Annotated in this window: 18 protein-coding genes; 5 read left to right on the forward strand and 13 right to left on the reverse strand. The window is 58.1% G+C overall.

Going from position 1 to position 22,142, the window contains the following annotated elements:
- Positions 1 to 230 precede the first annotated feature (230 nt).
- From HPT27_RS06105 to HPT27_RS06115, 3 genes are all read left to right on the forward strand, one after another.
- Complete coding sequence (locus HPT27_RS06105) at positions 231 to 428, forward strand: hypothetical protein (protein ID WP_172240445.1); 198 nt, start codon at positions 231 to 233, stop codon at positions 426 to 428.
- A gap of 524 nt (positions 429 to 952) precedes the next feature.
- The gene (locus HPT27_RS06110; RefSeq protein WP_172240448.1) at positions 953 to 1,951 is read left to right on the forward strand and encodes a TerC family protein; all 999 of its coding nucleotides are present in this window, start codon (positions 953 to 955) and stop codon (positions 1,949 to 1,951) included.
- Complete coding sequence (locus HPT27_RS06115) at positions 1,948 to 2,808, forward strand: DUF1853 family protein (RefSeq protein ID WP_172240451.1); 861 nt, start codon at positions 1,948 to 1,950, stop codon at positions 2,806 to 2,808. Before HPT27_RS06110 ends, HPT27_RS06115 begins: the two co-directional genes overlap by 4 nt.
- 43 nt (positions 2,809 to 2,851) lie before the next feature.
- Here HPT27_RS06115 and HPT27_RS06120 read toward each other — a convergent pair whose 3' ends face one another.
- Complete coding sequence (locus tag HPT27_RS06120; RefSeq protein ID WP_328820708.1) at positions 2,852 to 5,482, reverse strand: hybrid sensor histidine kinase/response regulator; 2,631 nt, start codon at positions 5,480 to 5,482, stop codon at positions 2,852 to 2,854.
- On the opposite strand from HPT27_RS06120, the gene HPT27_RS19245 reads away from it, so the two are divergent.
- Positions 5,433 to 5,750, forward strand: a complete 318-nt coding sequence (locus HPT27_RS19245; RefSeq protein WP_235951078.1) for a hypothetical protein — start codon at positions 5,433 to 5,435, stop codon at positions 5,748 to 5,750. The two genes, HPT27_RS06120 and HPT27_RS19245, sit on opposite strands and share 50 nt — an antisense overlap.
- Before the next feature lie 256 nt (positions 5,751 to 6,006).
- On the opposite strand, the gene HPT27_RS06125 is transcribed toward HPT27_RS19245, so the two are convergent.
- The 12 genes from HPT27_RS06125 to acs form a co-directional block, all read right to left on the reverse strand.
- Positions 6,007 to 7,053: a protein-glutamate methylesterase/protein-glutamine glutaminase gene (locus HPT27_RS06125; protein ID WP_172240457.1), complete on the reverse strand. Its 1,047-nt coding sequence runs from the start codon at positions 7,051 to 7,053 to the stop codon at positions 6,007 to 6,009.
- Positions 7,054 to 7,062: 9 nt separating this feature from the next.
- Entirely contained in the window at positions 7,063 to 7,668 is a 606-nt protein-coding gene (cheD, locus tag HPT27_RS06130) for a chemoreceptor glutamine deamidase CheD (protein WP_328820340.1), read from the reverse strand.
- The gene (locus tag HPT27_RS06135; protein WP_172240460.1) at positions 7,665 to 8,504 is read right to left on the reverse strand and encodes a CheR family methyltransferase; all 840 of its coding nucleotides are present in this window, start codon (positions 8,502 to 8,504) and stop codon (positions 7,665 to 7,667) included. The genes cheD and HPT27_RS06135 overlap by 4 nt, the downstream gene beginning before the upstream one ends.
- Before the next feature lie 15 nt (positions 8,505 to 8,519).
- Positions 8,520 to 11,363 (reverse strand): methyl-accepting chemotaxis protein, encoded by a 2,844-nt coding sequence (locus HPT27_RS19695; protein WP_172240463.1) that lies wholly within the window; start codon positions 11,361 to 11,363, stop codon positions 8,520 to 8,522.
- A 66-nt stretch (positions 11,364 to 11,429) separates the two neighbouring features.
- On the reverse strand, positions 11,430 to 11,915 hold the full coding sequence (locus HPT27_RS06145; RefSeq protein ID WP_172240466.1) for a chemotaxis protein CheW: 486 nt from the start codon (positions 11,913 to 11,915) through the stop codon (positions 11,430 to 11,432).
- Positions 11,912 to 13,951: a chemotaxis protein CheA gene (locus HPT27_RS06150; protein WP_172240469.1), complete on the reverse strand. Its 2,040-nt coding sequence runs from the start codon at positions 13,949 to 13,951 to the stop codon at positions 11,912 to 11,914. The genes HPT27_RS06145 and HPT27_RS06150 overlap by 4 nt, the downstream gene beginning before the upstream one ends.
- A 24-nt stretch (positions 13,952 to 13,975) precedes the next feature.
- Positions 13,976 to 14,338 (reverse strand): response regulator, encoded by a 363-nt coding sequence (locus tag HPT27_RS06155; RefSeq protein WP_172240472.1) that lies wholly within the window; start codon positions 14,336 to 14,338, stop codon positions 13,976 to 13,978.
- 130 nt (positions 14,339 to 14,468) lie between these two features.
- Positions 14,469 to 16,157 carry a SpoIIE family protein phosphatase gene (locus tag HPT27_RS06160; RefSeq protein ID WP_172240475.1) on the reverse strand — a complete coding sequence of 563 codons (1,689 nt, stop codon included), beginning with the start codon at positions 16,155 to 16,157 and terminating at the stop codon, positions 14,469 to 14,471.
- Positions 16,158 to 16,160: 3 nt separating this feature from the next.
- A complete protein-coding gene (locus HPT27_RS06165; protein ID WP_172240478.1) occupies positions 16,161 to 16,448 on the reverse strand; it encodes an STAS domain-containing protein in 288 nt (95 codons plus the stop codon).
- A gap of 152 nt (positions 16,449 to 16,600) precedes the next feature.
- Positions 16,601 to 17,746: a methyl-accepting chemotaxis protein gene (locus tag HPT27_RS19600; protein ID WP_172240481.1), complete on the reverse strand. Its 1,146-nt coding sequence runs from the start codon at positions 17,744 to 17,746 to the stop codon at positions 16,601 to 16,603.
- A gap of 285 nt (positions 17,747 to 18,031) precedes the next feature.
- Complete coding sequence (gene phaR, locus HPT27_RS06175) at positions 18,032 to 18,529, reverse strand: polyhydroxyalkanoate synthesis repressor PhaR (RefSeq protein ID WP_172240484.1); 498 nt, start codon at positions 18,527 to 18,529, stop codon at positions 18,032 to 18,034.
- A gap of 341 nt (positions 18,530 to 18,870) precedes the next feature.
- On the reverse strand, positions 18,871 to 20,817 hold the full coding sequence (gene acs / locus HPT27_RS06180) for an acetate--CoA ligase (RefSeq protein ID WP_172240487.1): 1,947 nt from the start codon (positions 20,815 to 20,817) through the stop codon (positions 18,871 to 18,873).
- 497 nt (positions 20,818 to 21,314) lie between these two features.
- Here acs and HPT27_RS06185 point away from each other — a divergent pair, with 497 nt between their 5' ends.
- Positions 21,315 to 22,040 (forward strand): TerC family protein, encoded by a 726-nt coding sequence (locus HPT27_RS06185; RefSeq protein WP_172240490.1) that lies wholly within the window; start codon positions 21,315 to 21,317, stop codon positions 22,038 to 22,040.
- Positions 22,041 to 22,142 lie beyond the last annotated feature (102 nt).

Here is a 22,142-nt window from a genome sequence, read left to right on the forward strand (position 1 = left end):
TTTCTTTTGAGCCAGCACGGCGTTTGGACGGCGCTCTTTTCGCCGATCCACACCGACCTGCTCAGACCCCCGTACCGGCCATGTGAGCTTTGGCTCACAGGCAGTCGGCTAAAAAGTGGACAAAAAGCGCCGGCGGCGGCGTGCAGCGGCCGGACCAGGCGCCAACCATAATGCCTCCCATCACGGTGTCATCCCGGACGCCGTAACCGATGGAATCGCTGGAGGCAGCAATGGACGACCGTAAATCACATCAGTGGGTAACGTTTTCAAAAGGCCGCGTACGCCTGTTGGGCTGCTCCTGCTGCGGCCAGATCCAGCTGCCAAGCAACCGTGATGCGGCCTGTCCGCAAACCCAGCTGGGCGCCGGCGTGCTGATGCGCAACGGCTATCGCTGTGACGGCCTGAGCCTGTCCTCGGCCTCGCTGTAAGCGCGGGTACCAAGGACGGGTACCGCGAGCGGCAGTCCGCGCCGCTTTTGTCTGCAGGGTTTTTTTACTGGGTTTTACCGAGCGTTTTTCACTGACTGTTGTTCCCCCCAACAGGTCTGTCTCCGATGCCGGCTCTCTGAGCCGGCTTTTTTTTGCCGCCGTTGATCCGGAGGGCAACCCCTAGCGTAATGGCTCAAGTGACCGAGTTGGTTTGACGGCCTGTGCCAACAGCCCTAGACTCGGTCCTGCATTCCCAAAGGGGAGTAGCCTAACCGCCGATGGTCGTCATCACGGGAACCACCTGTTCCCCGGCCCGGCGGGCGCTCGCAAGGTTGTATCTGCAAGTGCCGGCGAGACCTTTGCCATCCCCGGCAAAGGTCGTCTTTGTAGTGACAACACCATTGCCGGAGGAATTTTTCCACCGTCGCAAAGGAGCGTTGTCGTGCCACAGTCGTCTTGCATCCCGTTGTCTTCTTTCGCCGCACAGCCTGTCTGTGCTGTTTGCGTTCGCTGAAGGGGGCACCATGGAGAGCATCGGTAATATCTGGTTATGGAGCGGCTTCAGCCTGTTCGTGCTGTTCGCCGTCGCGCTCGATCTGCGTGGCGTCAAAAAGCACGAAGACGAAGTGGTCAGCTTCAAGCAGGCGCTGTGGTGGTCGCTGCTTTGGGTCGGACTGGCCTTGCTGTTCTGCGCCGGGCTTTGGCTCTGGCTCGATGCCACCGCCGGCCGTGAGCTGGCCCATCTGAAAGCCAGCGAGTTCCTGACCGGTTATGTCATCGAAAAATCGCTGTCGGTCGACAACCTGTTTGTCTTCCTGATGATCTTCACCGCGTTTCGGGTGCCGCCGGTGCTGCAGCGGGAAGCGATTGTGATCGGAGTGATCGGCGCTATCATCCTGCGCGTCATCATGATCCTGATCGGCGCCTGGCTCATCGCGAAGTTCCACTGGATTCTGTACCTGTTCGGTGCCTTCCTGCTGGTCACCGGCGTCAAGATGCTGGTATTTGCCGATGCCGCGCCAGATCTGGAAACCAACCCGGTACTGAAATGGATGCGTGGCCATTTGCGCATCACCAACGACTATCGCGGCATGCGGCTATGGGTGCAGGAAGCGGGTTACCGGTTTTACACCCCGCTGTTTCTGGTGGTTGTGCTGATCGGCGTCACCGACATCATTTTTGCGGTGGATTCGATCCCGGCCATCTTCGCCATCACCACCGATCCTTTCATCGTCATGACCTCGAACATTTTTGCCATTCTTGGTTTGCGCGCGCTGTTCTTCCTGCTGGCCGGGATGGCGGAAAAATTCCGTCTGCTCAAATACGGTCTGGCGCTGGTGCTGGCGTTCATCGGGGTCAAAATGCTGTTGCTCGATGTCTATAAAATACCGGTGGCGATGTCGCTCGGTGTGGTGCTGTTTTTACTGATCGCCAGCATGCTGGCATCGGTATGGGCCAGTGCCGAGCGCAGCGAATCGAGAGCGCGCAAACAAGCCAAACGGCAACATGGCGGGCATACATGACCATTGCAACAACGGCGGGGCCGGGCTTCCCGATGGTCCCGTCGTTGTCGGCAGAGCTGGAGTGGGCGATTGACTCTCCGCCTTTGCTAACCGACTTGTTGCTGCCGCACCAATCATTCAACGCAGCAGAATGTCGACAATTGTGGCTGCAGTGGCAACCAGCGACCGGCCCAGACTGGCAGTTGCCGAAACGGCTGGGGCGCCGATTTGAGGCGCTCTGGCAATACTGGCTGGCATCGCATCCGCGCTGGCAGCTGTTGGCAAGCGGGCTGGTGGTTGCGGAAGCCAAGCGGACGCTCGGCGAGTTTGATTTGTTGCTGCGCGACCGCCAAACCGGCCAGGTTGAACACTGGGAGCTGGCGGCAAAGTTCTACCTTGGTGAAGGCGATCTGGAAGATCCCGCCAACTGGCATGGCACCTTGCATCGGGACAGGCTGGAGCAAAAGCTTGCCAAGCTTTGTCAGCAGCAATTGATGCTCGGTCACAGCAGCGCGGGAAAAGCCGCATTGGTGCGCGCCGGACTTTCGCTGCAACAGACTCGGGCAATAGTAAAAGGACGTCTTTTCTATCCGTTGGCCCAGCGTGATGCGCGAGTCTCATTTGCGGCGCCCGACCATGAGCGGGGCTGCTGGGCAACTCGCGCTGAGTGGCGCGATTGGTTGTCAACCCAGGGCGAGCTTCTTGCTATGCCGGTGGCACACGAGCACTGGCTGGCGCGAATCCCGCAGGCAGTCTGCAGAGACTCTTTTCGTGAGCTATTGCTGCAGCCACACTGGCCGAGTTTTTCGACATTTCTGTTATCGAATGGCGAAATGGCCATGGTCGTGCCGGATGACGGTCAGGCGAGACGGCACTGATTGGTAAATCAAGCGTTATTGAAGACGATGAGACGAACAGTGCTTATTTGCTTGTCGCATTGCGATCAGCGATGACGGCCTCAATTGCATCAAACAACATCGAAAGTTCTTTGCCGGCCGCTGCAAAATCATCCTTTTGCAATTGCTGGTAGGCGCGTTCGGCTTGGCTGCTGATGGCCGGAAAGCCAAACGTCCCGGCGGCGCCTTTCAGCTTGTGCAATTGGCCTTTCAATCGCGACCAATCAGCGTCCGCGAGTCCTTGTCGGAGCCCGTCAAGATCACCCGATAGCCGCGCTGCGAACTGTTTGCTCAACTGCTCAAGCATCAAACGAATGCTCTCAGGTGCCGCCCCGGCAGTTGCTGTTTTCACGGCATCAGCCGGGGCGTCCACCTTGGCGGTATCCCGTTTGGCCAGATAGCGAGTCAATACCGCGAGCAGCTGCGCTTCCTTGATGGGCTTGGCCAGCAGATCATCGCAACCCGATGCTTTGAAACGCTCGATATCCGTTGCCATGACATCGGCGGTCAACGCAACAATCGGCCCGCGATAACCTAGTGCCCGGAGTTCCGCGGTTGCTGCGCTGCCGTCGAGAACCGGCATGTGCATGTCCATCAGAATAAGGTCAAATGAGTCCGCAAGCGCGGCATCACGGGCTTCCGCGCCATTCTCAACCACGCGGATTTCTGCTCCGGTGCTCGCAACCATCAGGCTGACCAGGCGCCGCAGATCTTCAACATCGTCGGCTATCAATACTTTTCCAGACAAGCTCGGGACTGATAGCAATGGCCGTGAACTCGCTTCTGACTCGGGTACACAATCGGCATCCCCGAGCCAGCTTATCTCTTGTTGTTCCGTCGGCAGTGTGATGACAAATTGGCAGCCGTTTCCGGGCACGCTCTCCAGCAAAAATGTGCCTCCCATCCGCAGGATCAGCTGGCGACTGATGAACAGACCAAGACCGCTGCCGCCGAATTTTCGGGTGGTGGACACATCTGCCTGAACGAAGGGTTGAAACAGTTTCTGTTGCTGCTCGGCAGTCATGCCAATGCCGGAATCGCGAACCGAGATCTGCCATTCCTGTCCGGTCGACTCCGCCGACAAACTGACCGTGACGCCGCCTTCTTCGGTGAACTTGACCGCATTGCCAATGATGTTGAACAGAACCTGCTTGATGCGAGTGGGGTCGCCACTGACATAGCGCGGTAACGGAAATTCCGGCACGAAACTTAACGAAATGGCCTTGCTTTCGGCGCGTTGCCGGGTGGTTGCGACAATGTCACGGACCAGCGCAAGGGGGGAGAAAAGCACCTGTTCGAGTTCGATTTTGTCGAACTCAAGCTTGCTGGCATCAAGGATGTCGTTGACCAGATCCAGCAGGAAGTTTGAATTTCTCGCGATCACCTCGAGCGCCTCGGTCACTTCAGTCGAGGTGCCGGATTGACGGAGTGCTTGCTCGGTGAAGCCGATGATGGCGGTCAACGGCGTTCGAAGCTCATGGCTCATGTTGGCTAAAAATGCCGACTTTACGTTGGCCATATGCTGGGCGCTGTCACGGGCGTTCACCAACTCCAAAGTGCGCTCGTTGACTCGATGCTCAAGCTCCTGATTGGCCGCGTCGAGCAGGGTGAGCGAGGCACGAAGCTGGCCATACATCGCAGTCTGGCGGTTTACCAAATCATTGAAGTCAACCGCTAGTTCCTGAATCTCGGCAACGGGTGTTTGCATGTCAACCGGGTGCAAGGTGTCGGCATCGGCCAAATCGAGGCCCCGGATGCGCTGGAGCAGGTCGTCCAGTGGTGCGGCAATGACGCGGGAAAAGCTGGCCGCAAAAAGATGACTGGCCAGCATAATGGTCAGGCACAACATGATGGTCAGCAGAGTGAGCGTGGCGGCAATTTGCGCCAGCGGCAGATATGGTTGCAAAAGTGCCAGTTGCCAGCGCGTAAAATCGATCATCTTCAGGCTGATTAAATGGCTACGATTGCCATTGAGATATTGAATGGACATGCCATCGTGCTGGCGAATGGTGTCGGCCGGTGAGAGTCTGGGATCTGTGGGGCTGATTGTTTCAAGGACCTTAATGCCAGGAAAGTCACTCGCTATAACCGTTCCTTTGTGGTCAAACAGTACGCCGAAATTTTCATGCTCCGTTGATTTTTCAAACACCATGGCATCAAGCGTTCGAAGATTCAGCGAGCCTTCGACAATGCCTTGAAAACTGGTGTCGTCTGCCAGTATCGGAGCGCTCAATGCAATAATGGGGTCAGTGCCAAAGCCGCGGCCCCGGAATACGCCACTGGTGAAGGGTTGCAGGGTGTGCTTCGGTACCCGGAAATAGTCGCGGTCAGTGACGCTGCTTAACTGGCTGGTGAACCCCGCCGGCGCGGCGGCAATGATTTTGCCTTCTGCGTCAGCTATGAGCAGTGTCAGAAATCCGGGGTAGGTAGTTGCCAGAACACCCAATGTTCGTTTGTAGCGCTCTTCGTCGTTGGGTTTGATGCTGGCGGCGTGAGCATCGATGGCGGTACGGTGCTGATCAATATGGGTGGCAACAATCTTGGCTCGCTCGGCCGCTTCCTGCGCCAGCTCGTCCGCTCGGTGACGCAAGTCCTGATCAATATAAATGCCAAGCGCGATCAGCGCTGCCATTGATAACGGAGTCGCTGTTGCCACGGTCAGGCGATTCGCCAGTAGCTGGCTGAACGTCTGGGTCTTGCCGCGTGCGGCCTCGGTTACTCGGATGACCAGCAATGCGCCCAATTCGCTGTTCAGCAATCCGGCGAAAAGAATGGCGATACCAATTAGCCAAAGCAGCAGGTTCGCATTGAAAGGTTTTGCCGCCCAGATTGCGAAGGGCAGCAACAATAGCGCCATGACCGGCAGGCTTCTTTTGATGGGCCAACGCCAGCGATGCAATAGCCAGAATGCCAGCAGCAGATGAACCGCACTGAAGACCCGGACCGGCCAATGCGGTATCGGCAGCATGACCAGCGCCAGGCTTGCCAGCCCCCACCAGAGTCCCAGTCGCTGTGCAACCAGCGTGATAGCCATGTTGCCAAGCAGGAATGGCATGACATCAGAGGGCTGCGGCGCGAGCGAATTGCTCAACACGCCGATACCCGTGATATAGCCAAAGAAGGCCAACCGACGCAGCAGGCGTAATTTGGTTGAGCGCGGGGGCGAATCGGACATGTCGATCAGATTCGCGTCGTGCTGCCGCCGGCCGCGCGAATCATAGCGGCAGCGATGTCAGGCAAAGGCAGTTGCTCGCAGGCGGCGTTGCGCTCGACAGCCTCCCTCGGCATGCCGTAAACGACACTGCTCGCTTCATCTTGGGCAATGGTATGCGCGCCGGCATTGCGCATGGCAAGCAGTCCGTCTGCGCCGTCCTTGCCCATGCCGGTCAACAAGGCCGCGACCGCATTTTTGCCGGCGGCAAGGGCGGCAGAATGAAACAGCACGTCAACGGCCGGCCGGTGCCGATTCACCGGAGCGTCATCCGACAATTGGGTAATGTAATTGGCTCCACTGCGGGTCAGTTTCAGATGCTTGTCACCCGGAGCGATGAAGACGTGACCCGGCAACAGACGCTCATTTCCCTGTGCTTCACAAACCTTGAGTCCGGTGACGCGGTTGAGTCGCTCGGCGAAAGAGCGGGTGAAGCCTGCCGGCATATGTTGGGTGACCAATACGCCCGGACAATTGGCTGGTAAGCGCTCGAGTACCGCTTTGATGGCCTCAGTGCCACCGGTAGAGGCGCCGATCAGCAACACCCTTTCCGTGCTGACAAACTGAACAGGAGGACGGGTAGACCTTGTTTCTGGCTTGCGTAGCCGCCTCTGCACTTTTGCGCTGGCGACGGTGCGGATCTTGTCGGCAATAACCTCGGCGTACTCGTTTAGCCCTTCGCGCAAGCCGAGTTTGGGTTTGGTGAAAAAGTCGACCGCACCGAGCTCCAGTGCGCGCAAGGTAACGTCAGCGCCCGCCTCGGTCAGCGACGATAGCATCAGTACCGGCATGGGATGGCCGTGCATCAGTCGTTCGAGAAATTCGAGTCCGTCCATTCGCGGCATCTCGATATCCAGCGTCAGCACGTCGGGATTGGTTTTGCTGATCAGGTCACGAGCGATATAGGGATCCGCCGCGGCACCGACCAGCTCCATATCCGGTTGCTGCCGGATGATCTCGCCGAGCACGGCCCTGATCAGTGCCGAGTCATCGACCACAAGAACTTTGATGGTCATTCGGGCGCCTCAGGTGAACAAATCGACATCGCCCGCGACGCGGGCATCGCGCAAACGGCTGCCGTATTCGGCTTCGCGGTCGAGGATGGTGTTGTTGTGCATCGTGCGCAGCTTGCGGACCAATACCCGGCCTTCGTGGCTGAAGAAATAGACTTTGCGTGGCCACTCGCCCATGACGTCATGCGCCACCACCGGAATCCTTTCAGTGCGTAGGTATTCTTCGGCAAATTCGGCATTGCGACTGCCGACGTTGCTGGCGGTCAGGCCGCGCAGGACGTTGCCGCCGCCAAAAACCTTGGCCTCAAAGCGCTGCCGCCTGCCCCCCAGTTTGATCAGATGGTTGATCAGCAGCTCCATAGCAAACACGCCGTAGCGTGCGGACGCGCCAATCGGGTCGCTGGCATCGATTGTGTTGGGCAGCATGAAGTGGTTCATGCCGGCGATGCCACTGTCCCGATCGCGCAAACAGACCGAAATGCACGACCCGAGCACCGTCACAATCAGCATGTCCCGCGTGGTGGCGTAATACTCGCCGGGAAGAATCTTGACCGCCTCGCAGTCAAAGTGGCGATCAAAGTAGCGGTTGGGAGCAAGAACGGCCTCGGTATCACTCACGATGCCTTCCTTGTCGATTGCAGTTTGTACACCGTCCGGCCAATTGGACTGAACAGATTGGCGACATGGGCGAGCGACTCGGAATGGCCAACGAACAGCAGGCCATCAGGTTGCAGCACAGACGCACAGCGTTGCAGTACCGCGGCTTGCGTCGGCTTGTCAAAATAGATCATGACGTTACGCAAAAAAATGGCATCAAAGCCCGGCTTCAGTGGCCACTTCGTATCGAGCAGGTTCAGTTGCCGAAAGCTCAGCAGCGCCTGTAGCGCCGGATGAATGCGCACCAGTCCTTGCTTGCTGCCCTTGCCGCGAAAGAAAAACTGCTGCCGGCGACCCGTTGACAGGCGCTCGATTTTTTCCTCACTGTAAATGCCAGCTTCGGCGGTCGCCAGGACCTGAGTATCGAGATCAGTGGCGAGAATTTTCACCGGTGGCGTCAAGCTGCCGAAAGACTCAACGGCAGTCATTGCCAAGGAATACGGCTCTTCGCCGGTCGACGCCGCGCCACACCAGATCCGAATGGGGTTTGATCGGCGTGGCAGAAACTGGGCGAGCATGTCGAAGTGGTGGGGCTCACGGAAGAACGACGTCAGATTGGTTGTGAGCGCGTTGACGAACTCGCGCTGCTCTTCTGGATCTGTATCTAACTGCGCCAAATACTCGCGAAAGTCGCCAATGCCGGTGGCGCGCAAGCGGCGCGCCAGCCGGCTGTAGACCAGATCCGCTTTGCCATCACTCAGCGATATGCCGGCAATGCGGTAAATGCGCTGCCGGACCTGGTCAAAATCCGCCTTGGTGTAGGCAAACTCACGCGCGGTATCGAAGCCTTGCGTCACGCTCTATGCTCGCACTCAGAATTGCTCCCACTCATCATCCAGATCCGCTGGCGGTTTGCTGGTTGCTCGTGTTGATTTGCGCGCGGTAGTGCTTGGCTTACGGCTACTGTCAGGTGCTTTCGCCGGTGTGCGGCTCGCGGTTCGGGTCGGCGCCGAGCTGAGTGCCTGGCTGCCACCGGTTTCGAAATAGCGCACCGTTTCGACCAGTTGCCGCGCCTGATCTTCCAGCGACTCAGCGGCAGCTGCGGCCTGCTCGACCAGCGCAGCGTTTTGCTGGGTGACTTCATCCATTTGGGTGATGGCCGAACCCACTTGCTCAATGCCACGACTCTGTTCCTGCGAAGCCGCGGCAATTTCCGACATCAGGTCGGTGACCCGGCGGATGGCGTTGACAACTTCCTGCATGGTATCGCCGGCCTGCGAGACCAGCTTGTTGCCGTTTTCGACTTTTTCCACCGAATCGGAAATCAGCGTTTTGATTTCCTTGGCGGCGGCAGCCGAACGCTGAGCCAGATTGCGCACTTCTCCGGCCACCACGGCAAAGCCTCGACCCTGTTCGCCGGCGCGGGCGGCCTCGACCGCGGCATTCAGCGCCAGAATATTGGTCTGGAAGGCGATGCCGTCGATGACGGTGATGATGTCGACAATTTTGCGTGCGCTCTCGTGAATGGCACTCATGGTGGTGACAACATCGCCGACCACGGTGCCGCCACGCTGGGCAATGTCAGACGCGCTGACCGCCAGCTGATTGGCCTGTTTGGCGTTATCGGCGTTCTGCTTCACGGTTGAAGTCAGTTCTTCCATGCTGGAGGCGGTTTCTTCCAGACTCGAGGCCTGTTCTTCGGTGCGACTCGACAGATCGGCGTTACCGGAGGCAATCTCGTTGGCGGCGGTGTTAATGGTGTCCGTTGCTTCGCGGATGCGCATCACCACATCGGTCAGTTGGGCACTGGTTTCGTTTGCCGCGTTTTTCATGTCGCCGAACAGGCCGCGATAATCCTTGCTGATCTGTTTGGTCAGATCGCCTTTCGCCATCGCTTGCAGTACCGACTGAATATCGCGCATGCCCGCTTCCGAGGTTTCCAGCAACATGTTCATGCCCTCGGCAAGCTGGCGGAAGAAACCGTCTTTGTTGTCGACCCGCAGCCGGTTACCGAATTCGCCGTTGGAGGCCGCCGAGACGATGTCAGCCACTTCTTTTTCGACGGCCACTTCCAGCGTGCGGTCCTGCCACTCCACCACCGCGCCAAGACGCGCGCCGTTGGCACCCATGATTGGGTTGGCAGCAACGGTCAGGGTGCGGCCGCCAAGATGGATGGTGCCGCGATAGGTATCCTGTAACCGGGACAGCAAGCCGCGTTGATGGGCCGGATTCTTGTGGAAGCGATCTATGCTGCCGCCCATGATGTTGTTGACGTCGAACTGCGGCAGCTCTTTGCGGATATCGGACTCCGCCTTGCGGAACATGCTGATGACCGCGTTGTTCATGTAGGTGACGTCGAAGTCGGGATTGGCAATCATCACGTTGGCGGTGACGCTGTCGAGCGCTGTCTTCAGAATGGTTCCTTGCTTGATCTGTTCACGCGCCTCGGCGAGGTCAAAACCCAGCCGGGTATACAGTGAACGGAACGAATCTACCAGCGCACCAAATTCATCGTCGCGGGTCTTTTCAATGGTCTGGTCAAAGCGGCCCTCGGCAATGCGGAGCATTTGCCCGCCGACGGTAGCAATTGGAGTGGTGATGATACGAATGGCTGCTGCAATCGACAGGCTGGCCAACACTGCTGCAATCGCGATCACGGCGATGATGAACCAGGTCATGTTGCGATGGCGCTCATTGGCCGCAACAATGTCGCCGTCGACCAAGGTGAGCTGCATCGCGATCAGTTCGGAAATTTTGTTGCCAATCGCATCGATGGGGCCGTACAGGGCGCCATCGTAGTCGTTGAGACCGTTTGCCACTTTGCCGGACATGCCGCGAAGCTTTCCTTCAAGTGTGGCGATGGCCTCGTCAGCAGGCTTGAACAGTTGCTCGGTTTCGGCGACCAGATGTTGCTCCTGTTCGCTTTGGTCGGTTGCCTTGAATTCTCGCCATTTCTCACTAATCGTTGCCTGGGCTTTTTTAACCGAGCTTGCCGCTTGCTCGGCGGTGAATATGCCAGCATTGGCTTTGTTTACCGCGTCGATGATGTCAACGGCGTAGGCATCAGCAATCGCTTTGAGCTGGGTTATGGGGTGTAATCGGTTTTCGTCGACAGAATGCAGTGCCTCGTTGGCTTTTTGCAGCCCGATATAACTGGCGGAACCAATGACCAGCATCATCGCGAGCAAGAAACCGGCGGTCAGTTTCAATCGGCTGGCGATGCGCAGGTTGTGGATTGCCGAACGCAACCGGGCCACTCGGCCGGTCTGGATGATCTTGCCCTCGGCAATGGCCAGGCCGGCGGCTTTGCCGGCGCGAAAGTCGCCGTAAATCTTTTCGATCTGCGACACCATGCTGCGGTCCGGCTTGCTGCGCACCGACAGATAGCCGGTAACGCTGCCGTTTTCCCAGATCGGCGTGGCATTGGCGAGCACCCAATAGTGGTCGCCGTCCTTGGTGCGATTTTTGACGTAGCCGGTCCATGGCTTGCCCGCTTTCAGCGTGCGCCACAAATCCTCAAATGCTTCTTTCGGCATGTCCGGATGGCGGATGATATTGTGCGGCTGGCCGAGCAACTCGGTTTCAGTGAAATCGGCGATCTCGCAGAAGTAGGGATTGATGTAGGTGATCATCCCCTTCAGATCGGTTTTCGAGACGATGAATTCGCCGTCCCGCATCTGGCGTTCGACACCGGTAATCGGGCTGTTGACGCGCATGAGCTACTCCTTGTTCACCTAATCGGTTCTGGCAGCGCCAGCATTGGCTGCCGCAATACGGCGGTTTCAGGTTTGTGAATCCATCTCTTCGAACAGCGCCATGTCGGCGCTGGCCAGCAGGCCTTCAATATCCAGCAGTATGATCATGCGGTCGTCGATGGTGCCGAGGCCGTCGATGTAACTGGTGTTCACGGTAGAGCTGAATTGCGGCGCCGGTTTGATCTGCTCGGCCTTCAAGGCCAGCACATCGGAGACGCCATCAACGACTATCCCAACCACACGGCCGTGAACATTCAGCACAATCACCACCGTGAATTCGTTGTAAGTGGCTTCACCGACATTGAATCGAATGCGCAAATCAACGATGGGCACAATGGTGCCGCGCAAATTGATAACGCCTTTGATGAACGGTGGCGCGTTGGCGATGTGGGTAGTCGGTTCGTAGCCACGGATCTCCTGCACCTTCAGGATGTCGATGCCATATTCTTCGTTGCCAAGAGTGTAGGTCAGCACTTCCTGGCCCGCAGTAACCGCAGTGGTGGCAGCCGTCATGCAGCACCTCGTTGCGCGTCAGCCTTGAGCTCCCGGATCAGGGCCGGTTGGCCATAGCGCTGGATAAGTTGTTCGATATTCAGAATGAGGGCAACACGGCCATCACCCATGATGGTGGCACCGGCAATACTGTCGACGCGGCGGTAATTGCTTTCCAGACTCTTGATCACTACCTGCTGCTGGCCGAGCAGCTCGTCGACCAGCAGGGCGATCTTGCCGCCCTCGTTTTCCAGCACGACCAGCAAGCCCTGCGTCGGGTCGGTGAATTTGGGGACGACGCCCATGTGCAAATGCAGCGCGCTGAGCGGGATGTAGTCGTCGCGCACCATTACTACCTGACCGCTACCACTTATCGTGCGAATGTCGCTGGCCTTCGGTTGCAGCGATTCACTAATGAACACCAGCGGAATGATGTAGCGCTCGCCACCCACCGCGACCACCATGCCATCGAGGATGGCGAGAGTCAGCGGCAGCCGGATGCTCATCGTGCTGCCGAGACCTTCGTTGGACTGAATCTCGATGCGCCCACCAATTTCCTGAATGTTGCGCTTGACCACGTCCATGCCGACACCGCGGCCGCTGACATCCGTGACTTGCTCGGCGGTGGAAAATCCGGGCGCAAAAATCAGTTGCCAGACATCACTGTCAGCCATGTCGTGACCTACCGGCAGACCGCGTTCACTCGCCTTGGCAAGAATCTTCTCGCGGTTGAGACCGCCACCATCATCCGACACTTCAATGACGATGCTGCCGCTGCGCTGAAACGCGGACAGCCGGATGCTGCCTTTTTCCGGTTTACCGAGCTCCAGTCGACGTGCCGGCATTTCAATGCCGTGGTCGATGCTGTTACGGACCAGGTGAGTCAGTGGGTCTGCCAGCTTCTCAATCAGGCCTTTATCGAGTTCGGTGGTTTCGCCCTCGATGATCAGCTCAACCTGCTTGCTGAGTTTCTGGGCCAGATCGCGCACCACGCGCGGAAAGCGATTGAAAATGAACGATACCGGCATCATCCGGATCGACATCACTGCATCTTGCAAATCACGGGTATTGCGTTCCAGCGTGTTCAACCGGTTCTGCAGGCGCTCGGCGCTGGCATGTTGGTAGTCTGCTGCTGTCTGTGCCAGCATCGATTGGGTGATGACGAGTTCACCCACCAGATTGATGATCTGATCAATTTTTTCGGTATTGACCCGAATCGATGTTGACTCGATCGGGACCTCCGCTTTTTTGCTGGCAGCAGCAGCCGGCGCACTGCTGACCGGTTGTGTGGCTGCTGATGCTGCTGTCGTTGCTGCTGCTTGTGTTGGTGTTGGCGCTTGCGTTGTTGGTCGCGGCGCGGCAGGTGCACGCTTTTGAGTCGTTTCCACAACCGCGCGAGCCGTGGCGACCGGCGGCGGATTCAGAACCTCATCAACGTACTGGGCGACAGGGTCGCTGTCGCTGGCAGTCGGTTCAAAAAGGCCAAAGTCGGATTCGCTCGCAGGTGCGCCCGGGCTGTCGGCAAATAAGCCAAAGTCGCTGCCATCAACGGCGGCAGTGGCAGCGTCAGCAACGTTCTCTGCAGAAAAAATACCGTAAGCCGGTTCTGTTTCAGCCGGCTCGATGAACAAACCATAACTGCTGTCGTTGCCGGCGACAGTCTGTTGTGGCGCCCGGATAAATTGCTCCAGTTGCTCACATATCCGGTTTGCCGCAGCGAGGTCTGGGTCCTGGCCGGTGCGATAGGCCGTGGCGATATCTTTCAGGGTGTCAACGGCACTCAGGAAGCTGTCGACCATGCCGGGCTGCAGCGACATGCTGCCGTTGCGCAATTTGTCGAGCAGGCTTTCCAGTACATGGGTGACGCTCGACAGTGCTTGAAAACCGAATACCCCGGCACTGCCTTTGATCGAGTGGGCCGCACGAAAAATGCTATTCAACTGGTCAGCGTCAGGCGTGTCGGTGTCAATGGCCAGCAATAGATGCTCCATCTCGGCCAGATGCTCTGCCGTTTCCTCAAAGAAGACGCCGGTGAATTGCGAGAGATCGATGTTCACGCCCAGTCCTTGCAGGTGTCGCTATCAGGGCAGCACTTTTTTGACAATTTCAAGCAGCTTCTGCGGGTCGAATGGCTTGACCAGCCAGCCGGTTGCGCCCGCCGCGCGCCCGGCTACCTTCATGGCATCGCTGGCTTCCGTTGTCAGAACGAGAATGGGGGTTTTGCCGTAGCTGGGTAACGCGCGCAGCGACTTGATCAGGGTCAGGCCATCCATGTTTGGCATGTTTTGATCGGTGAAGATGCAGTCAAATTTGCCGGACTTTGCCTTGCTCAAACCGTCCACGCCATCTACCGCATCAGTGGTTTGGTAGCCGGCGCTTTTCAGCGTGAAGCTCACCATTTGTCGAATCGACGTCGAATCGTCAACGATCAGGATGTGTTTCATGGACGAAGGCTCATGCAGAGGGGTGAAAGACAGCGTTGCTGGCGGCCGCTCATGTCGCCGGGTATTGCCGGACTACTGATCAAGAATAGATGAGCATGGACAGGGGTCAAATGCCGCCCGGATGAAACCTTCAAAGGGGAATGTCCGCGGACACCGCATTGCCGCTGGCATTGAAATGGACATTGGCGGCGAGACTCCGAACCAGTTGCAAACCGCGACCCCCTTTGCGCTCGTCACTGGGGCTGGCTGCGGGAATATGACTGACATCAAAGCCGGCGCCGCTGTCACTGACTTGAATCCTGACAAAAGGACTCGGAGATTCGGGGTGCAGACTCAGTGTCAGCCGCAGCGTTGCCTCGTTCAGATGCAGCACTCGGTTCTGGCGCTCATTGAGGTAGCGGAGGAAGCCATCGGGACCTTCTTTGAGTTTGCTGTCCAGGCGCAGCAAACCGTGATCGATGGCATTGGTTACCAGCTCCATCATGACGGTGTGCAGCCGGGCGAGTCGTGCTTCCGGGAAGCCGACCCGGCGCAGCCATTCGATCGCCATTGGCAGCAAGTCAAAGTTCGGGATCAGCTGATCATGCAAAGTGATCTGTAATTCGCAGGCGGTCAGCTCCGTGTCGTCATGACCACTGTTCGTTGTGGTTTCGACGCAACTGGCTGAAGGTAGCGTCGCCAGAATAATCGCGACATCGTCTTGTGCGGGCTGGCCCTGCAAATGACCGCTGAGGTGTTCCTGCAACTGCGCAAGCTCAAGTCGGGCACCATGTTTGGCGGCGAGCCCGGCAATGGCGGCGGAACCGAGCACCTGATTGTCGGCATTGCAGGCATCGGTAAGACCATCGGAAAAAAACAGCAGCCGGTCATCGGCCTGGTAGCGCTCGCTGTCGACATCGGCATGAAACTCATTGGCTGACGACAAGCCCAGCGCAACGTGACGAGAGCGAAACTCGCGCAGTGGCAAGCCCGATTGTCGACATAGCAGGCCGGTCGGCATGCCGCCATTCCAGACATCCAACTGCAGTTGAAACGGATCAATTTCGATGAGTACTGCCGCAACAAAGCGATAGCTCGGGGTAAACAGGCGAATTTGCCGATTCATCTCGCGGGCAATCGTGCTGATGTGATGGCCCTTCCGGGTCATCGAGTGAAATACCTGGGTAACCGGAATCAGACCAATTGCCGCTGACAGGCCATGACCAGTCGCGTCAGCCAGCAGCAGGTAGCGGTGGCCATTAGTGCCAACGCTGGTGCAAATCATGTCGCCGCTAAATTGGGTTGCCGGAATCAGCAGTTGTTGGCATTCCGGGACCTGGTTTTCGTTCGAGGTAATCAGTCGTTCATACAGATAGAGCGCCGCGGAGGCTTCGCGTTCCTCCTGGGCAATGTGGGCTTCCAGTTGGGTCTTTTGTTGCCGTATTTTTCGCTGCATCAAGGCCAGGCGAGACAACGCCTGAATCTTGGCTTCAAGGATGGTGAAGTCCAGTGGTTTGGTAATGTAATCATCGCCACCAGCCAATAGACAATCCCGCTGGACCTCGATCTCGCTGTGCGCGCTGAGAAAAAGTATCGGTAACCATTCGGTTTGCAGCTGACGCAGCTGCTGAACAATCTCCTTCCCTGACATGTCGGGGAGTTCATAGTCAAGCAAGACCACGTCGGGTGCTGATTGGCGAAACAGCGCCAGTGCTTCCGCACCCGATTCGGCTACTTCGACCCGGTAGCCGACACTGCTGATAAAGGCGGACAGCAACTGGTGCTGCAAGAAGTCATCTTCAATGATGAGTACATGCAGCTGCTCTGGTGCGACTGGCATCGACTAGTCCATATCGAACTTGGTTTGAAAGTTGGCAATGGTCAGCAGTTCGCGTGGCAGTCCGCGTACCTGCCGCAGCCGGACTTTTTTGTTGGCAGCGTCTGCCTTTTCTTTCAGTAACATCAACATGCCAAGCGCTGAGCTGTCGATGTAGTCCACATCGGCGAAGTTGATCTCAATTTCCCGGATATCGCGATTTCCCAGCGCGGGCTCATACTGCTCGCGAAAGCGGGCAAAAAAGGAAAAGTCGAAGCGGCCTTGAAGTCGAATAACGGACACGGGGTTGGTCATTGCGCGGCTCCTGTTGACGGGCATTCGGTCGTCGCCATACGTATTGCCTAAAGGGGCGGCCTGGTTGCGGATTCGGTGTGGTGCTTAAGAACTGTGTGTTGGGTCGCCAAAGGCAAGTTGGCGGGCAATCTTCATTCAGTGACATTTTCCGATCAGAACAGATCAATTTCGCCGGCGCGCAAGGATTGCTGCGATACCGGTTGATGTTGCTGGTCGCTTTTTTGCTGATCAAGCCAGCGCCGCAAGGCATCGAAGTCCTGGTTCATCTGGCTGGCGCGAGTGAGGTCGGTGCCTGAGACGATTCGTTTCAACTCCGACTGCGTGCTTTCAATCAGTTGTCGCGCCATGTCCTGAAATTGCAGGCTGATGATGGTTTTCTGGATGGCGCCGTTTACGTCTGCGGTAATGGCCGCCAGTTGATCGGCGGTCTTTCGGTCGGCCTCGTCAATGTTGCCAAGAATTTGCATCATTGATTGCACTCGCTGTTTCGACGTAATGGCAAAACTCATATCGCGCGAGGCGAGCATGCTGATGCTTTGCTCGACTTCGTTGACGCCACGCTCCACCTCGGCGACCACTTTGCGAATTTCCTGACTGAAACCGGTGGAGCGGTTCGACAGCGCCCTTACCTCATCAGCGACCACGGCAAATCCACGGCCGGCATCACCGGCGCGCGCGGCTTCGATGGCCGCATTCAGTGCCAGCAAATTGGTCTGGCTGGCAATGGCATCGATGTCCTGCAGTGCTTTCAGAATGCCTTTCATCAAATTGCTGATGGCGCCGACCCGCTCGACCAATTGAACGGAGGTGTGACTGATGTCGACCGTGGCTTCAACGAATGTCGTCAGCGTACTCGATGTCTCTTGAATGAACTGGTGAAAGTCCATTTCCTCACCTGAGCTGTCCGCTTCGCGGTGGGTGAGCTGTTCGGCCAGCGCATGCTGTTGGCGGACCAACTCTTCCATGCGCAGAAAGCCACTGGTCAATTGCGCAATGGCATCGGCCAGCAGGCTGTTCAGTTGCTGGCAATTGGCCCCGGCGCTTTGCGAGCTCGCCTGCAGCACGGCGGCTGACTCGCCAATAACGCGGCGTTCGTCCGTTACTCGGGTGAGGTCGGCCGCTGGCTCCGGGGGGGCTGCGTTTTGCGCATTTGCGCTCAGCCAGAGTGCCAACGTAGCCTGGGTCAGCAGCGCCAGGAAAATTGCCACCCAGCCGGAGTCGGTCAGCCACAGGCCTGCGGCGGCAACGGCGAAGGCAAGGCCGGTTGCAATGGTGAAACGCGAAATGGTGGTCGGCACAGAAGCATCCCAGGCAGTTGAAGACGGCGACTTGACGGGCATTGGCTGGCAAGCTGTGTCGGCAGAACATGCCACCCGAGCAATGTCACCAAGAAAATGCCATCAGAAAGAACGTAGCAGGAGTTGCCATCAATGCAACCGGGGCAGGGCTGTGAGCCGGCAAAAGCGCAGTGTCACGAGCTGATGGCCGTTGAGCCGTGTTGTACACCAGGTCTGCGCTACCAGTAAAAAGGCCCTGCAATGCAGGGCCTTGGAGTCACTAAGCAGGGGTTGGCACCCGAGCATTCAAGGTTTCTCGCTGTCTTCTGGCTCCGGGGTCTTTCGCGCCGGTTCTGCGGTGAACGCTTCCTGGCTGAAAAAATTGCGCTGCATCGTTTTCAGCATGTTCAGGTTCTGCTCGGCGATGTTCTGCATGAACTGCATCGGGTTGGCAGACCACACCGCCTTCATCGGGTCGGTGGCGTCGCGGCGCTGGCTTTCGAACAACTTCATGCTTTGTTCAAGGAAGCGGCCGGCCATACCCTGCATGGAATCGCCGTACATGCGGATGCAGTGACAAAGAATATCGGTACTGAAAATCGGGCTGCCTTTTTCTTCTTCTTCGGCAATGATTTGCAGCAGCGTGGCGCGGGTCAGATCGTCATCGGTCTTGGCATCGACGACCCGGAACGGCGTGTAGGTCATCACCAGTTCCTTGATGTCGTTCAAGGTGATGTAACTGCTGATCGCGGTGTCGTAGAGCCGACGGTTCGGATACTTCTTGATGGTTCTGATGTCGGACATTTCTATTAATGCTCCAGGTCCTTTTTTATTCGGGTCTTGTTTTGTTGACGGTCTTGCAAACGTCAACACAGGTGCTCGGGAAAGCGTTCCAACCAAGCGTCGTTTCCTGACGCAGCACCGGAGCATATTCAGGCCCGCTGGCCGGCACAAGTCTTTCTGGCGTGCCAGATCTTTGGCGTGCGCGGCTTGGTCGCGCTAAGTGCGGACCCGTTCGCCGGTTTATTGACAGTTGCCGCCGGCCACCCCCGCCCGGCACCCGCTGGCATATTGCGCTGGCGGTCGGGCGCCCGTGCCGGGCCAGAATGCAATGGCTTGGCCATAACGGCCCGGTGCTGCCGGCTTCAGCGGACCAGCCGGTTGTCGATCAGCTGCTGCACCACCGATGGGTCGGCCAGCGTGCTGATGTCGCCCAGATTGCTGAACTCGTTTTCGGCGATTTTGCGCAGGATGCGCCGCATGATCTTGCCGGAACGGGTCTTCGGCAGGCCGGGCGCCCACTGAATGTAATCGGGCTTGGCGATGGCGCCGATCTCGCGCGCCACTGTCTGACGCAGTGTCTCGACCAGCTCTGGCGAGCCTTCGATGCCCTGCTTCAGCGTGACATAGGCATAGATGCCCTGGCCCTTGATGTCGTGCGGGCAGCCGACCACGGCCGCTTCGGCGACCAGATGGTGCGCCACCAGCGCGCTCTCCACTTCGGCCGTGCCGATGCGGTGGCCGGACACGTTCAGCACGTCGTCGACCCGGCCGGTGATCCAGAAATAGCCATCGGCATCGCGGCGGGCGCCATCGCCGGTGAAGTACATGCCCGGATAGGTTTTGAAATAGGTATCGATGAAGCGCTGGTGATCGCCGTAAACCGTGCGCATCTGCCCCGGCCAGGAGTCGAGCAGCACCAGATTGCCGCTGACGGCGCCATCCTGCAGCGCGCCGTTGGCATCGACAATCGCCGGCAACACGCCCGGCAGCGGCTTGGTCGCCGAGCCCGGCTTGAGCGCCGTGGCGCCCGGCAGCGGCGAGATCAGGATGCCGCCGGTTTCGGTTTGCCACCAGGTATCAACGATGGCCAGTTTGCTGTTTCCCACCACCCGGTGATACCACTCCCAGGCTTCCGGGTTGATCGGCTCGCCGACCGTGCCGAGCAATTTCAGCGAGGCGCGTGATGACGACTGCACCGGCGCTTCTCCTTCGCGCATCAGCGCGCGGATGGCCGTCGGTGCGGTGTAGAAAATATTGACCTGATGTTTGTCGACCACTTGCCAGAACCGGGAGAAATCCGGGTACTGCGGCACGCCTTCAAACATCAGCGAAATCGCGCCGTTGCAGAGCGGGCCATAGACGACATAACTGTGGCCGGTGATCCAGCCAATATCGGCGGTGCACCAGTGAACATCACCATCGTGATAATCAAACACAATCTCGTGGGTGAACGAGGCCCAGACCAGATAGCCGGCGCTGGTATGCAGCACGCCTTTCGGTTTGCCGGTCGAGCCCGAGGTGTACAGGATGAACAGCGGATCTTCCGCGCTCATTTGCTCCGGCGGGCAATGCGAGGATTCCTTGCTGATCAGCGCTTCGTAATTCAGATCTCGGCCACTGTGCTGCAGCCAGTGCGCGCCAGTGCGCTGCACTACCAAGACGTTTTGCACGCACTCCGTGCCTTTCTTGGTCAGTGCGGTATCGACCCAGGCTTTCAGCGGAATGGTTTTGCCGCCGCGCAGACCTTCGTCGGCGGTGATGACGATTTTCGATTGGCAATCTTCAATGCGTCCGGCCAGCGCTTCCGGTGAAAAACCGGCAAACACCACCGTGTGCACGGCGCCGATGCGCGCGCAGGCCAGCATCGCCACGGCTGCTTCCGGAATCATCGGCAAGTAAATGGTGACCCGGTCGCCTTTCTTGACGCCCAAATGCTTCAGCGCATTGGCCAGTTTGCAAACGCGGGCATGCAGATCGGTGTAGGTAATGTATTCGGCTGCTTCAGCCGGATTGTCCGGCTCCCAGATCAGCGCGGTCTGGTTGCCGCGCTTGGCCAGATGGCGGTCGAGGCAATTGACCGACACGTTCAGTTCGCCATCGGCATACCAGCGGATATGCAAATCCTCGGCGGCGTAACTGACATCCTTTACCTGCGTAAACGGCTTCGCCCAGTCAAGCCGACGGCCGAGCTCGGCCCAATACCGATCCGGGTCCTCACTGTGTTGCTTGCACAGCGCCTCATACAGCGCGGCCGTGACCTTGGCGTGGCAGGCCATGCTGGCCGGCACCGGATAAACATGTTCGGACATAGCCATCTCCCTTTGTTCTGGTTTTATACCGCGCCCGCCAGAGCGGGGTCATGCCGAAAGCGATGAATTTATCGATTTTGTTGCTGCGGGGCCTGTTCCCACACCCGCTCGACGGGGCCGATGCAGGGAATGGCAAAGCGTCCCTATGACCGGTTTGTCGAGCTGAGCGTCAAGCGCAGTGTGCTTGGCCGATCGGGCAGGGGAAAGGGTGAGCGCGCTGCTGAGTTCAAACCCTTTTATGCATCCCGGCCGCCGGAACCCCCGTACCGGAGCGCGAGCATGGCGCCCGGTCTGTTTCCGGTCAAGCAAGCCAACGCAATTCAACCGGGCTGTCATATGGCGGATTTCCTTGGCCGGTCTGGGGGCCTCCGGTATTCTTGCCGCCCGCCCGGCCCGGTTCGCCGGGCATACTGGCCTGACCCTATCGGGCATGCTCGCATGACCGCGGCGCTGCCGATTCCTGCTGCCCAACCGGCAGCCTTCGTTTGAGTGGAACCATGTTTGAGTGGATTGCCAACCCCGAGGCCTGGATAGCCCTCGGTACCCTGACTGCCCTGGAAATCGTACTCGGCATCGACAACATCATCTTCATTTCCATTCTGGTCGGCCGCTTGCCGGCCAGCGAACGGCCGTCGGCGCGCATCCTCGGCCTTGGTCTCGCGATGATCTCGCGCATCCTGCTGCTGCTGTCCCTGGCCTGGGTCGCGCGGCTGGTGACTCCGCTGTTTGAATTGGTCGGGCACGAAATTTCTGGCCGCGATCTGGTGTTGATCGGCGGCGGTCTGTTCCTGCTGGTCAAAGCCACCAAAGAAATCCACGCCGCCGTCGAAGGTGAAGACGACAGCAATCCGCAGCTGCGCAAAGCCAACTACGTCGGCACGCTGATTCAAATCGCCATCATCGACATCGTGTTCTCGCTCGACTCGGTCATCACCGCCGTCGGCATGGCCAACGACATTCCAGTGATGGTCATCGCCATCATGCTGGCCGTCGGCGTCATGATGTTCGCCGCCAAAGCCATCGGCGAATTCGTCGAGCGTCACCCGACCATCAAGGTGCTGGCGCTGTCATTTTTGATCATGGTTGGTGTGGCACTGATCGCCGAAGGCCTGGCCTTCAAGATTCCCAAACCCTATATCTACTTCGCGATGGCGTTTTCGGTGACGGTCGAGATGATCAATATCCGGATGCGCAAGAAGATTGATGGCAAACCGATGGGTTAGCAGGGGTTGTCAAACAAAAAGGGCGAGTCGGTGACTCGCCCTTTTTTCAACACAGATTATCAGCCTCGTCGCTGTAAAACGCTATACAAATAGGGAATGTCG

This window comes from Permianibacter fluminis, assembly GCF_013179735.1.
In the GTDB taxonomy this organism is placed as follows: Bacteria; Pseudomonadota; Gammaproteobacteria; order Enterobacterales; family Permianibacteraceae; genus Permianibacter; species Permianibacter fluminis.

Coding starts and splice junctions, on each gene's coding strand:
- HPT27_RS06105 (WP_172240445.1), top strand. CDS start 231: ATGGACGACCGTAAATCACATCAGTGGGTAACGTTTTCAAAAGGCCGC.
- HPT27_RS06110 (WP_172240448.1), top strand. CDS start 953: ATGGAGAGCATCGGTAATATCTGGTTATGGAGCGGCTTCAGCCTGTTC.
- HPT27_RS06115 (WP_172240451.1), top strand. CDS start 1,948: ATGACCATTGCAACAACGGCGGGGCCGGGCTTCCCGATGGTCCCGTCG.
- HPT27_RS19245 (WP_235951078.1), top strand. CDS start 5,433: ATGCCAAGCGCGATCAGCGCTGCCATTGATAACGGAGTCGCTGTTGCC.
- HPT27_RS06125 (WP_172240457.1), bottom strand. CDS start 7,053: ATGACCATCAAAGTTCTTGTGGTCGATGACTCGGCACTGATCAGGGCC.
- HPT27_RS19695 (WP_172240463.1), bottom strand. CDS start 11,363: ATGCGCGTCAACAGCCCGATTACCGGTGTCGAACGCCAGATGCGGGAC.
- HPT27_RS06145 (WP_172240466.1), bottom strand. CDS start 11,915: ATGACGGCTGCCACCACTGCGGTTACTGCGGGCCAGGAAGTGCTGACC.
- HPT27_RS06155 (WP_172240472.1), bottom strand. CDS start 14,338: ATGAAACACATCCTGATCGTTGACGATTCGACGTCGATTCGACAAATG.
- HPT27_RS06160 (WP_172240475.1), bottom strand. CDS start 16,157: ATGCCAGTCGCACCAGAGCAGCTGCATGTACTCATCATTGAAGATGAC.
- HPT27_RS06165 (WP_172240478.1), bottom strand. CDS start 16,448: ATGACCAACCCCGTGTCCGTTATTCGACTTCAAGGCCGCTTCGACTTT.
- phaR (WP_172240484.1), bottom strand. CDS start 18,529: ATGTCCGACATCAGAACCATCAAGAAGTATCCGAACCGTCGGCTCTAC.
- acs (WP_172240487.1), bottom strand. CDS start 20,817: ATGTCCGAACATGTTTATCCGGTGCCGGCCAGCATGGCCTGCCACGCC.
- HPT27_RS06185 (WP_172240490.1), top strand. CDS start 21,315: ATGTTTGAGTGGATTGCCAACCCCGAGGCCTGGATAGCCCTCGGTACC.